General features: G+C 60.0%; 13 protein-coding genes. 12 read left to right on the forward strand and 1 reads right to left on the reverse strand.

Features of this window, described 5'->3' with window-relative positions; translation table 11 throughout:
• Positions 1 to 194: 194 nt before the first annotated feature.
• Positions 195 to 2777 carry a DNA mismatch repair protein MutS gene (gene mutS, locus ACIOWA_RS26045; RefSeq protein ID WP_339464344.1) on the reverse strand — a complete coding sequence of 861 codons (2583 nt, stop codon included), beginning with the start codon at positions 2775 to 2777 and terminating at the stop codon, positions 195 to 197.
• Positions 2778 to 2977: 200 nt separating this feature from the next.
• Between mutS and ACIOWA_RS26050 the strand changes: the two genes are divergently transcribed.
• The 12 genes from ACIOWA_RS26050 to ACIOWA_RS26105 form a co-directional block, all read left to right on the forward strand.
• Positions 2978 to 3721, forward strand: a complete 744-nt coding sequence (locus ACIOWA_RS26050; RefSeq protein WP_339430568.1) for a S24 family peptidase — start codon at positions 2978 to 2980, stop codon at positions 3719 to 3721.
• 148 nt (positions 3722 to 3869) lie between these two features.
• A complete protein-coding gene (locus ACIOWA_RS26055) occupies positions 3870 to 4058 on the forward strand; it encodes a hypothetical protein (protein WP_401162639.1) in 189 nt (62 codons plus the stop codon).
• A 189-nt stretch (positions 4059 to 4247) separates the two neighbouring features.
• A complete protein-coding gene (locus ACIOWA_RS26060; RefSeq protein ID WP_339430569.1) occupies positions 4248 to 4589 on the forward strand; it encodes a phage holin family protein in 342 nt (113 codons plus the stop codon).
• Between the two features lie 74 nt (positions 4590 to 4663).
• Positions 4664 to 5185: a hypothetical protein gene (locus ACIOWA_RS26065; protein WP_339430570.1), complete on the forward strand. Its 522-nt coding sequence runs from the start codon at positions 4664 to 4666 to the stop codon at positions 5183 to 5185.
• Between the two features lie 3 nt (positions 5186 to 5188).
• The gene (locus ACIOWA_RS26070) at positions 5189 to 5797 is read left to right on the forward strand and encodes a phage baseplate assembly protein V (protein WP_401162641.1); all 609 of its coding nucleotides are present in this window, start codon (positions 5189 to 5191) and stop codon (positions 5795 to 5797) included.
• Between the two features lie 14 nt (positions 5798 to 5811).
• Entirely contained in the window at positions 5812 to 6144 is a 333-nt protein-coding gene (locus tag ACIOWA_RS26075; protein ID WP_339507511.1) for a phage baseplate protein, read from the forward strand.
• On the forward strand, positions 6141 to 7136 hold the full coding sequence (locus ACIOWA_RS26080; protein WP_401162644.1) for a baseplate J/gp47 family protein: 996 nt from the start codon (positions 6141 to 6143) through the stop codon (positions 7134 to 7136). The genes ACIOWA_RS26075 and ACIOWA_RS26080 overlap by 4 nt, the downstream gene beginning before the upstream one ends.
• Entirely contained in the window at positions 7133 to 7768 is a 636-nt protein-coding gene (locus ACIOWA_RS26085; RefSeq protein ID WP_401162646.1) for a phage tail protein I, read from the forward strand. Before ACIOWA_RS26080 ends, ACIOWA_RS26085 begins: the two co-directional genes overlap by 4 nt.
• Positions 7769 to 10285, forward strand: coding sequence for a phage tail protein (locus tag ACIOWA_RS26090; protein ID WP_401162648.1), 2517 nt, complete (start codon positions 7769 to 7771; stop codon positions 10283 to 10285).
• Positions 10286 to 10296: 11 nt separating this feature from the next.
• Positions 10297 to 10692, forward strand: a complete 396-nt coding sequence (locus ACIOWA_RS26095; protein WP_339464348.1) for a hypothetical protein — start codon at positions 10297 to 10299, stop codon at positions 10690 to 10692.
• Positions 10693 to 10795: 103 nt separating this feature from the next.
• On the forward strand, positions 10796 to 10981 hold the full coding sequence (locus ACIOWA_RS26100) for a hypothetical protein (protein ID WP_095050422.1): 186 nt from the start codon (positions 10796 to 10798) through the stop codon (positions 10979 to 10981).
• A gap of 2 nt (positions 10982 to 10983) precedes the next feature.
• A partial coding sequence (locus tag ACIOWA_RS26105) for a phage tail protein (RefSeq protein WP_401162650.1) occupies positions 10984 to 12138 on the forward strand: 1155 nt, incomplete at its 3' end.

Consider the following 12138-nt stretch of genomic DNA (forward strand, 5'->3'; position numbering starts at 1 on the left):
TTATGCAGTTGTCGGTGACGACGAAGGTCATTTCTAATTCTCTCCTCAGGCGGCGGCAGCGTTGCCCCTTCACGGTAGGGGGCGCCAGGTTCGGGAGCGATGTCTGCCAGCCAGGCTATTAGCCGGCAGCATCCCAAACCGCGCGAGATTCTACCAGCTTGAAGCCGTTTGCGTTATATCCGCTTCGTTAGTGCTTAGATCCGGTTCTTCAGTGCATATAACATTTCGAGCGCCCGACGCGGCGTCAGGTCATCCAGATCCAGCTTAGCCAACTCATCCAGCACCGGATGCGGCAGGCTGGCGAACATGTCACTTTGTTGCGGTGTCGCCGGTTTGCCCTTGGCCGCTGGTTTTGGCGCTTCATGTGGCAAAGCGGTGTCTTCCAGGCGGCTCAGATGTTCGCGGGCGCGTACGATCACTTCGCTCGGCACACCGGCCAGTTGTGCAACCGCCAAGCCATAGCTCTGGCTGGCAGGTCCGGGCAGGACGTGGTGCAGGAACACGATGCGTTCGTTGTGCTCGGTGGCGTTGAGATGCACATTCGCTACCAGTGGCTCGGCTTCCGGCAAAACGGTCAGTTCGAAATAGTGCGTAGCGAACAACGTATAGGCGCGTAGATGCGCCAAACGCTCGGCCGCCGCCCATGCCAGCGACAGACCGTCGAAGGTGCTGGTACCGCGACCGACTTCGTCCATCAGCACCAGGCTGCGCTCGGTAGCGTTGTGCAGGATGTTGGCGGTTTCGCTCATTTCCACCATGAAGGTCGAACGGCCACCGGCCAGGTCATCGCTCGAACCGATCCGGGTGAAGATCCGGTCGACCAGTGACAACTCGCAACTGGCTGCCGGTACGAAGCTGCCGATATGCGCCAGCAGCACGATCAATGCGGTTTGGCGCATGTAGGTGGATTTACCGCCCATGTTCGGGCCGGTGATCACCAGCATACGCGTGTTGTCATCCAGGCTCAGATCGTTGGCCACGAACGGCGTGGTCAGCACTTGCTCGACCACCGGGTGACGCCCCTGAGTGATGCGCATGCACGGCTCGCTGACGAAGCGCGGGCAGTTCAGGTCAAGGTTCAGCGCACGTTCGGCGAGATTGCTCAGCACGTCCAGTTCGGCCAGCGCACCGGCGGTGTCCTGCAACGGGGGCAACTGGCTGATCAGATCTTCCAGCAGCGCTTCGTAGAGCATCTTTTCGCGGGCCAGGGCACGGCTCTTGGCTGACAGTGCCTTGTCTTCGAATTCTTTCAGTTCCGGTGTGATGAAGCGCTCGGCGCCCTTGAGGGTTTGACGGCGGATGTAGTCTGCCGGAGCCGATTCAGCCTGCTTGCTCGGCAACTCGATGAAGTAGCCATGAATACGGTTGTAGCCGACTTTCAGGTTGGCCAGGCCGGTGCGGGCTTTCTCCCGCGCTTCCAGATCGATCAGGAACTGGCCGGCGTTTTCGCTCAACGATTGCAGCTCGTCGAGTTCGCTGTCGTAACCGGTTTTCAATACGCCGCCGTCACGGATCACCGCAGGCGGGTTGTCGATGATGGCTTTTTCCAGCAGCGCCGCCAGTTCCGGGTAGGTGCTGGTGGTGGTGGCCAGACGTTGCAAGTGCGGCGCTTCCAGATCGGTCATCGCCACTTGCAGTTGCGGCAGGGCGCCGAGGGCATCACGCAGCCGCGCGAGGTCACGGGGACGGGCATTGCGCAGACCGATTCGCGCCAGAATCCGCTCGATATCGCCGATTTCCTTGAGCTGCGGTTGCAGCTTTTCGAAGCGGTAGCCGTCGAGCAGACAAGTGATCGAAGTCTGGCGTGCCAGCAGTACGGTCAAGTCACGCAGCGGACGATTCAACCAGCGGGTCAGCAGACGGCTGCCCATCGCGGTCTGGCAACGATCGACCACCGATTGCAGGGTGTTGTCGCGACCTCCGGCCAGGTTGGTGTCGAGTTCCAGGTTGCGGCGGCTGGCGCCGTCCAGCACCACGGTGTCGTCGAGGCGCTCATGGCGCAGGCTGCGCAAATGGGGCAGGGCGGTGCGTTGGGTTTCCTTGGCGTAGGCCAACAGGCAACCGGCAGCGCCGATGGCCAGGGTCAGGTTTTCGCAGCCAAAACCTTTCAGGTCCTGGGTGGAGAACTGTTGGCAGAGACTCTTGAGCGCCGAGTCACGCTCGAAATCCCACGGCGCACGCCGACGCACGCCACGGCGTTTTTCCGCTGGCAGATCTTTCGGCCAGTCATCGGGGATCAACAGTTCAACCGGGTTGACCCGCTCCAGTTCCGCCAGCAGGTTCTCCCAGCCTTTGATCTCCAGCACGGTGAAGTTGCCACTGGTGATGTCCAGCACGGCCAGGCCGAACAAACGCTCGTCACCCAATACCGCCGCGATCAGGTTGTCGCGGCGCTCATCGAGCAGCGCCTCGTCGCTGACCGTGCCCGGGGTGATGATCCGCACCACCTGACGTTCCACCGGGCCTTTGCTGGTGGCCGGATCGCCAACCTGCTCGCAGATCACCACTGACTCGCCGAGCTTGACCAGCTTCGCCAGATAACCTTCCGCTGCGTGGTAAGGAATCCCACACATCGGAATTGCCTGCCCCGCCGACTGCCCGCGCGCGGTCAGGGTGATGTCCAGCAACTTGGCGGCCTTCTTCGCGTCTTCGTAGAAGATCTCGTAGAAGTCGCCCATGCGATAGAACATCAGCTGATCCGGGTGCTGGTTCTTCAGGCGCCAGTATTGCTGCATCATCGGGGTGTGGGAGGACAGGTCGGAGACGGCTTTATTCATCGGATTGTCAGGCAACTCGTTCAAAGGTGTAGGGCAAAAGCGAGGCATCTGCCAGGCTTTTACGCGATGAGCGCAAGGTTACCATGAGCGGTCTGCCCGACGCAGGCGCGACGGCCCGCTAACAGTTTTCTGCATTTAAATGTGATTTATGCACGATTTATGCAAATCAGCATTTGTCTTCGCGAAAAACTTCAAGCACTATGCGCGTTATGCAAAAACGCAACGTATCCTCCGTCTTAAGAGCACTGCTCGACCAGCACGGGATCTCCCCCACGGAGCTCCACCGTCGCACCGGCGTGCCTCAATCCACTCTCTCGCGGATTCTCAGCGGGAAGATCGTCGATCCTTCGGATAAACACATCTCGAAGATCGCCGAGTACTTCAATGTCAGCACCGATCAGTTGCGCGGGCGCGCGGATGTTGCACCGTCGGCCGGTGCCGCGCGTGGTGACGTGCATGCGGAACTCAAGGACATAATGCTGTGGGACGACGACACCCCTGTCGATGACGACGAGGTGTCGGTACCCTTTCTTCGCGAGGTTGAATTGGCAGCTGGATCAGGAAGATTCGTCATCGAAGAAAGCGAGCGCTCCAGCCTGCGCTTCGGCAAGCGCAGCCTGCGGCACAACGGCGTGCAGTTCGACCAGGCCAAATGCGTGACCGTGCGTGGCAACAGCATGACGCCGGTGTTGCGCGATGGCGCCACCGTTGGTGTGAATGCGGGCAAGTGTGGCATCGGCGACATCATTGATGGCGACCTGTATGCGATCAATCACAACGGCCAGTTGCGGGTCAAGCAACTCTATCGCCTGCCTACGGGTATTCGCCTGCGCAGCTTCAACCGCGACGAACATCCGGACGAGGACTACACCTTCCAGGAAATCCAGGAAGAGCAGATCGTCATCCTCGGTCACGTCTTCTGGTGGGGCATGTACGCCCGTTAAGCAGACCCCGGTCAGATAAAACCCGTCCTCGGCGGGTTTTTTTTCGCCTGTGCAAAACCCCCAGCGCCTTGATTTATGCGGCTTTCATGCATGAACGCATGCTGCGCGCATAAATAAATGCATTTACGCATTGACTGGATATGCATCCATGCATATTATTGCCACCAAGCCGCTCGACAAAGCGGCTGGAAACGAAAGCTCTTTAGTTCCACAAGAACAGGCAGCGATGAACCGGCCTCAACGGTTCAGAGGGTTGGCAACTGACCCGGGTGTGCAGCGTAAAGCACCACAAGCAGTTATCCGGCGGGCAGGGACCGCGGTCGGAAAAACAATTTGAATGGACTCGTACCGCGCCAGTAGCGCCGAAAAGTCAGCTTCCTTTTTTGAACACAGGATTAAAAGGAAGGCGAAGGAGCGCATTACTGAAAAGCCCGGCGGATTTGCCGGGCTTTTTGGAATGCCTACCTCAAGAGAAACCGTTTGAACCCAACACACATTTTTCATCAATCACACCAGGAGGCGTGACATGACAAACGAGCAACAAGCGTTGGCGGACATGCCGATCTGGCTGGTCATTCTGCTCGCCCTGGTCGGCGGGGTATCCGGCGAAATGTGGCGGGCCGATAAGGAGGGCGCTCGTGGCTGGGCGCTGATGCGACGTCTGGCATTACGATCAGGGGCCTGCGTTATTTGCGGCGTCTCGGCGATCATGCTGCTGTACGCCGCCGGCATGTCGATCTGGGCTGCGTGCGCAATTGGTTGCCTGACCGCAATGGCCGGCGCCGACGTGGCCATCGGTCTTTACGAACGCTGGGCGGCCAAGCGCATCGGCGTCTGCGAAGTGCCAGCGCCGCGCGATCCACACTAACCCCTTCACTGATTTGCTCTGCCGCAACTGTTGCGGCGGGGTTTTGCGTGGACATTTGAAAAGGAGGTCAATACATGCCGGCACCGATCCAGCAGCCCTCGCAGCTGTTCACCGCGATGGCGACAACCTTGCGCAACGCCACCGGCCTGAATGTGCAGGTTGGCGGTCACGAAGACTTCAGTGCTCCCGGCGATCAGGCCTGGGTGTTGATCGACTTTGACCGCAACGCACCGGGAATACGTGCCGCTGATGGACGTATCGCTCATGTGCTGACGCTGTCGCTGCAAGTCATCCCGGCGCTTTCCGCCACGGCGTTTGCGGCGTGCGATCTGATCGCCGTGCTGAAAAACCTGATTACCGACAACCGCTGGAACCTGCCCGGCGATCAATGCGATCTGCCGATGAACATTGATGGTCTGCCGTCACTGCTTATCCGCGCCGAGCAGCAATACAAAGCCTGGACCCTGACGTTCACCCAGACCCTCTACCTCGGCCCGACCTTGCTTGATGACCCGCTCGGCACGCCGAAATTCGCCCGTACCTGGGAAGTCAGCAATATCGACGACCCCGACCAATACACCGCGCTGGAGGCCTGACCGATGTTCGACGCATTGCTGCGCATGCAACTGGGCCCGGTCATCGAACGTCTGGCCGAGATGGAAGCGGAAATCGAAGACCTGCATCGGCGCGCCGAGAGCTACTGCCGCATCGGCGTCTGCCAGACAGTCGACGCGGCGAGCAACACCTGCACGGTCAGCCACGGTGGCCTGCTCACGCCGGCCATCAAGTTCTTCAACCCGAGCGCCGGAGCGCAAAGTGAATCGCGGATCCCGACCGTGGGTGAGCAGTGTCTGCTGTTCAACTACGGCAGCGGTGAAAGCAGCGCGCAGAGCGTGGCGCTTTTCGGTCTGAACAGCGACCGTTTTCCGCCGGCCTCGACCGTACCGACGCTGACGCGCCGCGTGCATCAGGACGGCAGCGAAAGCGGCTACGACGACGCCACACACACCCTGCATTGGCAGAACGGCCCGGCAGCCTTCAGTGGTTCTCGCGAAGCGCTGGAGCTGAGCATCGGCCCGGCGCGACTGGCAATGACCCCACAGGCAATCAACCTGCAACTGGGCGCCGTCGGCCTGACCATCGACGCCTCGGGCGTGCACTTCAGCGGCCCATTGGTCGATCACCAGGGCCGTGTCATCAGCCCCTGATTCAAGAGCTTCCCATGATCGGAATCGATAGAGACAGCGGGGCCGCGGTCGACGACTGGCTGCAGTTTGTGCAGCGCGCGACCCGGGCCCTGACCACGCCGCTGGGCACCCGGCAAAAAAGGCCCCTTTATGGCTCGCTGATCCCCACGCTGCTGGGGAAAAACCTCGGCGACGACGTTTTGCTTCTGGCTCAGAGCCACGCAGCACAGGCGTTCTACAACAAGCAAAACGGCATCGATGATTTTCAGCCGCAAGTGATCGTCGCCAGCCGTCAGGGCGCCGGTCTGCTGCTGCGTTTCGCCGGCACCTGGAAAAACCGTCAACAGACCTTCGAGGTAGTGACATGAGCATGTTGATCCCCGGCCAGAATCAGTTGGCCGAACCGGCGCTGATCACCGTCGACGCCTTCGAAGACCTGCTCGCCGAGTTCAAGACCTTCGTCGTCGAATACGTCGGTGCCCGAGCACCGGACAGCGCCGCGAAACTCAAGACCAGCCTCGACAACGAAAGCGAGCTGCTGACCCTGGCGCTGGAAGCCTTCTGCGTGCGCTTGCAAACCCATGAACGCAAATACAACGCTCGCATCAAGCAGATGCTGGCGTGGTGGGCGACCGGCAGCAACCTCGATGCACGGCTGGCGGACATGGGCTTGGAGCGGCAGTTGCTCGATCCGGGCGACCCGGCGGCATTCCCGCCGGTACCCGCGATTTACGAAAGCGACGACGACGCCCGGCTGCGCTATTACCTGGCACCGCACGCCCCGGCAGCGGGCTCGCGAATGCAGTATCGCCGCGAGGTGTTCACCCTCGGTGAACGGCCGACGGTGAAAGTCGAATCCACCGATGCCGGTGTGGTGAATGTCACTTACACCTTCAACCCAGATGGCCTCGCCGCGCAGGTCAAGGATGGCAATGGCCGCCGCACCGCGCCGGGCGAAGTGCAGGTCACCGTGCTTGCTCGGAACGATGACGGCACGCCTTCGCAGGCATTGCTTGAAGGCGTTCGCCAACACTTCGCCCGGCCCGATGTGCGACCGGAAACTGACCTCGTCACCGTCAAGGCTGCCGACATTCAGCGCTACAAAATTCGCGTCGTTGCCAAGATCAATTCCGGCCCCGATTCGGGCCTGACCCAAGTCGCCGCGCAGCAGCAATTGCAGGCTTACGCCGACAGTTGCCATCGTTTGGAAGGACGGGTCGATCCGAGCTGGATCGACTACACGCTGCACAGCGCCGGTGCCGTGCAACTGCAGATTCTGGAACCGCTGGCGCCGATCGTGACCACTGCGTTTCAAGCGCCGTATTGCACGGCGGTCGAGGTCGAGGTGCTGACGTTATGAGTGAGCCAACACAACGCCCGAGTTTGTTGCCGGCCAACAGCTCGGCACTCGAACGCGGGCTGGATCAGGGCTTCGGCGCACTGCTTGATCGCATCGCGCCGCCGTTCCCCGAATTGATGAACCCGAGCGAAACACCGGTCGCGTTTCTGCCGTATCTGGCGGCGGATCGCGGTGTCGCCGAATGGAGCACCGCCGCACCTGAAACGGAAAAGCGCCTGACCGTTGAACTCGCCTGGCCCACCGCACGCCAGGCCGGCACCCGCAAGGCACTGGAGAACGCGGCCAAGGGGTTGCAACTGCGCCCCGAAGTCCGCGCTTGGTACGAGCAGACACCGCCCGGCGCGCCCTACAGCTTTACCGTGCGTGCCTTCAGCGACCAACCCTACAGCGAGGAAATCGACGCCCGTCTCGACCGACGTCTGGCTGATGCCAAGAGCGAGCGGGATGTGCTGTCGGTCTCGGTCGGCTTGAGCGCTTTTGGCAGACATTACATCGGCGCAGCGACATTTTGCGGCGAACTGACCACGGTTTATCCGGTGTTCATCGAAGGGCTTGAAACCTCTGGCGAGGCGTTCATGGCCGCTGCTTTGTACACCGTCGAAACATCCACTATTTATCCTCAGGGGGCCTGAATGGCTGACTATTACACCCTGCTCACCAACGCAGGGATTGCCTACGAAACGGCGTGCAAAGCCGCGGGCGTGCCGATCAAGTTGACGCAGATTTCTGTCGGCGACGGCGGCGGCTCGGTCTACAATCCGGCCGCGACCGCCACAGCGCTGAAACGTGAAGTCTGGCGCGGGCCGCTCAATGCGCTGTTCCAGGACGAGAAGAATCCGAGCTGGCTGCTCGCCGAAGTGACCATTCCGCCGGATGTTGGCGGTTGGTATGTGCGTGAAGCCGGGCTGTGGACCGACACCGGGATTCTCTACGCCATCGTCAAATATCCGGAGTCGTTCAAACCGGTGCTGGCCACGTCGGGTTCGGGTAAAGAGTTCTACATTCGCTCGATTTTCGAGACCAGCAATGCGTCCTTGGTGACGTTGTTGATTGATGACACCGTGGTTAAAGCCACCCGTGCCTGGGTCATGAGTTACCTCGCCGAAGAACTCGGCAAGCTCGATGGTAAGCAGTCGGTGCGTGTTGCGGCTACCACCAACATCGTGTTGAACGATGCGCAGCAAATTGACGGGGTCGCAGTGATTGCTGGCGACCGCGTGCTTGTTGCGAATCAGACGCTGGCCAAGGACAACGGCCTGTGGGTCGTCGCCAATGGCAACTGGGTGCGGGCAACCGATGCCAACAGTAACGCCAAGGTTACGCCGGGGCTGACGGTCATGGTGGAGGAGGGCACGGCCAATGGTGATTCGCTGTGGCATCTCACGACTAACGCGCCGATCACTTTGGGCACCACAGCACTGACCTTCAAGATGTTGGCCGGGCGCACCGGGATTGCCGCCGGGACTTACAAGAGTCTGACCGTTGATGAATATGGCCGGGCAACTGCCGGGGCAAATCCCGAGACGCTGGCCGGGTTTGGCATCAAGGACTCGTACACCAAGGCTGAAGTCGAAGCGCTGATTGCCAAGGCGTCGGCGTTGCCGGTGGGCTCGATTGTGGCGTTCCCGGTTGATGCACCGCCGCCGGGTTTTCTTGAGCTGGATAACAGCGTCAAGAGCAGTGCGACTTACCCGGACTTGAGCGCTTATCTGGGCGGCAAGTTCAATAAGGGGGATGAGGGGGTTGGGAATTTCCGGCTGCCTGAGGCGCGTGGGGAGTTTTTGCGCGGCTGGGATCATGGGCGTGGTGTGGATGCCGGGCGTGCTGCCGGTAGCTTTCAATCTGATAGTCTAAAGGCGCACTACCATTCCATTCCGACCGGGTCGGGAGGTGGGCAGGCTGTTGATCCAAATGGGGAGACACCAACTGTAGTGTTGAAGGATACGGCCGCGGACTGGATTCTACGTACGGAAGGTGACAACGCCGAGCTGACTATTGGTCGCGTCAGGACCTACAACTTTGGTGCGGCTACTGAAACCCGCCCCCGCAACATCGCCGTCATGTGGTGCATCAAAGCCTGGAACGCCCCGGTCAATCAGGGAACCATCGATGTTGCCGCGCTGGCCAAGGAAGTCGAACGGCTCAAGTCCGCCGTTCCGGTGGGCGCTGTTCTGGCATTCCCGACAGGGATCGTTGCACCCGGTTATCTGGAGCTGGATGGCAGTGTGCAGAGCATTGCGACTTATCCGGATCTGGCAGCGTTTCTCGGCACCACCTACAACAAAGGTAACGAGGGCGCGGGCTATTTCCGGTTGCCAGAGTCGCGTGGTGAATTTCTGCGTGGTTGGGATCATGGCCGAGGAGTAGACGCTGGACGGGAATTGGGAAGCTTCCAAAAGGCAACACTCATAGCGACCGATGCAGTAACCCCCGCACTTACAGCGCTGCAAGACACGACCGTTGGGTTCAAGCTTGGTCCGACTCTCACTGAGAACAGTCATTCCTACGTTGGAGGTGACGTTGTCAGTAAGGCCATGTATCCGGATACCGGCATTTCCGTTAGCACGGCTGAGAGAGCAGGGCTGTCATATTTAGACAGTCTGCCTATCTATGACCGAGGCATTCTTGTTGGAGCACGCCCACGAAACATCAGTGTCATGTGGTGCATCAAAGCCTGGAACGCCCCGATCAATCAGGGAAGCATCGATATCGCCGCGTTGGCCGTTCTCGCGCAGCAAGCATCGGAAACCAACCGAGGCACGGCGAAAATTGCCACTCAGGCACAAGCGGATTCGGGAGCGGATGACACGACCATCGTGACACCGAAGAAACTGCGCTGGGGATTCCAGATATTAAAGGCCGCGAACGGCTATCTGGTTTTTCCAACATGGCTGGGTGGTCTGATCATCCAGTGGGGTTATGCCTCGATCCCGGCTGCCTTCACGGCAGTTCCGTTTCCGTTGAGCTTCCCTAACGCCTGTCTGGGTGTGCAATCCACACCGTTCAACGTTTCGGGTGCGGCCGATGTAATCGAGTTCACGAGTATGCCGTCGAATACCGGATTCACAGCCGTAGGCGTCAGCTCTGGTTTGTCGGGCGGGGCAATACAAACGCCCACGAACTTCTTTTGGTTCTCTATTGGACATTAAAGGTGAATGGCATGAAGTACGTGACATTTGATGCCACAGGCATTCTCAACTCACGCCTGATTCGCGGCGTAAATGAAATTCCCGAGGGCGCCCTCGAAGTCGATGAAAGCCTGTGGATGCGCATTACACAAGAGATGGATGGCGTTTGGAAACTCGATGCCGCGGGCGTTATTTCCAAACATGCCCTGCCTGAGCAACAGCCTGCGTCATATACCGCTGAGGAAGTCGAAGCTCTACGACTTCGCGCTTATGCCAATCCCACTACCGGTTCGGATCGATTTTTCGCCGAAGCGCAGCGCATGGAAATTATGGGAGAACCAGGCTGGGAAGGTATTCGTGCTGCTGGAGTGTGCAGATTCAATGAAATTCAGCAGGAATTCCCATGGCAAGTTCCTCGGTTGCCATAACTGAATAAACGCCCCGCATCGCCAGGGCGTTTTCTTATACGAAACTCAACACCCGCCAAGCCCCTCCCCACGAGGGGCTTTCCCGTTTATGGAGAAACGAAAAATGGCAACCCGCCAAACCTACACCGTGCTCGTCCCATTTCCCACCGGCGGTGGGCACTGGTCGAGCGTCGGTCAAGACCTTGATCTGCTCGACGTCGAGGCCAGTGCCTTGCACTTCGCCGGTCGACTGGAACTGAAAACCCCCTCCACCCAGGCCAAAAAGGCCGCTGCCAAGAAGGCTGACTGAACATGGCTGAGGTTTTGAACTTCGAGCACAACGGCATTACCGTCAATGCCACCGAATCCCCCGAGGCCATGGGTGGCCTGGGTGACAACGTCATCGGTCTGGTCGGCACCGCGCCGAAGGCCGATCCGCTGATTCCGCGTAACGCCCCGTTCCGCATCAACAGCTTCACCACCCATGCGCTGCTCGATCCGACCGGCGCCGAAGAGGGTACGCTGTACCACGCGGTTTACCAGATCCTCAAAGTGGTCAAGGTGCCGGTCTATGTGGTCATCGTCGAAGCGGGCGCGACTCCGGCTGACACCGTCAACGCAGTGATCGGCGGCGTCGATCCAACCACCGGCCGCAAGCTCGGTCTGGCTGCACTGGGCAGTGTCCCGGAAGACCTGACCATCATCGGCGCGCCGGGCTTCACCGGCACCAAAGCGGTGGCCAGCGAGTTCGCCTCGTTCGGCAAGCGCATCAAGGCCCGTGTGGTACTGGATGGCAAGGATGCCTCGGTCGCCGATCAGGTGCTGTACAGCCAGGAACTGGGCGGCGCCGATCTCGGTTTCGACCGTTGCCTGGTGGTGCACAACATGCCGGCCGTGTACTCGAAAGCGGCGAAGAAAAACGTCTTCCTGTCGCCTTCCAGCCTGGCGATTGCCGCGCTGGCCAAGGTCAAGCAGTGGGAGAGCCCGGGCAACCAGGTGACCTACGCCGAAGACGTTTCCCGCGTCGTGGAATACAACATCCTCGACACCTCCACCGAAGGCGATCTGCTCAACCGTTACGGCGTGAGCTACTACGCCCGCACCGTGCTCGGCGGCTTCTCGCTACTGGGTAACCGCTCGATCACCGGCAAGTTCATCAGCTACGTCGGCCTCGAAGATGCGATCAGCCGCAAGCTGGTCAAGGCCGGCCAGAAAGCCATGGCGAAGAACCTGACCAAGTCGTTCATGGATCAGGAGGTCAAGCGCATCAACGACTGGTTGCAGACCCTGGTCGCCGACGAAACCATTCCGGGCGGCAGCGTCTATCTGCACCCGGAACTCAACAGCGTCGAGAAGTACAAGAACGGCACCTGGTACGTGGTCATCGACTACGGCCGCTACGCGCCGAAGGATCAGTGGGTGTCTGATGTGTACGGCCGCGTTGAGAGCTTCGAGCGGTTGGTGGAG

This window comes from Pseudomonas sp. NPDC087614 (assembly GCF_044743485.1).
Classification (GTDB): Bacteria; Pseudomonadota; Gammaproteobacteria; order Pseudomonadales; family Pseudomonadaceae; genus Aquipseudomonas; species Aquipseudomonas baetica_A.

Coding starts and splice junctions, on each gene's coding strand:
- ACIOWA_RS26100 (WP_095050422.1), top strand. CDS start 10,796: ATGGCAACCCGCCAAACCTACACCGTGCTCGTCCCATTTCCCACCGGC.
- ACIOWA_RS26080 (WP_401162644.1), top strand. CDS start 6,141: ATGAGCATGTTGATCCCCGGCCAGAATCAGTTGGCCGAACCGGCGCTG.
- ACIOWA_RS26060 (WP_339430569.1), top strand. CDS start 4,248: ATGACAAACGAGCAACAAGCGTTGGCGGACATGCCGATCTGGCTGGTC.
- ACIOWA_RS26050 (WP_339430568.1), top strand. CDS start 2,978: ATGCGCGTTATGCAAAAACGCAACGTATCCTCCGTCTTAAGAGCACTG.
- ACIOWA_RS26090 (WP_401162648.1), top strand. CDS start 7,769: ATGGCTGACTATTACACCCTGCTCACCAACGCAGGGATTGCCTACGAA.
- mutS (WP_339464344.1), bottom strand. CDS start 2,777: ATGAATAAAGCCGTCTCCGACCTGTCCTCCCACACCCCGATGATGCAG.
- ACIOWA_RS26095 (WP_339464348.1), top strand. CDS start 10,297: ATGAAGTACGTGACATTTGATGCCACAGGCATTCTCAACTCACGCCTG.
- ACIOWA_RS26085 (WP_401162646.1), top strand. CDS start 7,133: ATGAGTGAGCCAACACAACGCCCGAGTTTGTTGCCGGCCAACAGCTCG.
- ACIOWA_RS26055 (WP_401162639.1), top strand. CDS start 3,870: ATGCATATTATTGCCACCAAGCCGCTCGACAAAGCGGCTGGAAACGAA.
- ACIOWA_RS26075 (WP_339507511.1), top strand. CDS start 5,812: ATGATCGGAATCGATAGAGACAGCGGGGCCGCGGTCGACGACTGGCTG.
- ACIOWA_RS26070 (WP_401162641.1), top strand. CDS start 5,189: ATGTTCGACGCATTGCTGCGCATGCAACTGGGCCCGGTCATCGAACGT.
- ACIOWA_RS26065 (WP_339430570.1), top strand. CDS start 4,664: ATGCCGGCACCGATCCAGCAGCCCTCGCAGCTGTTCACCGCGATGGCG.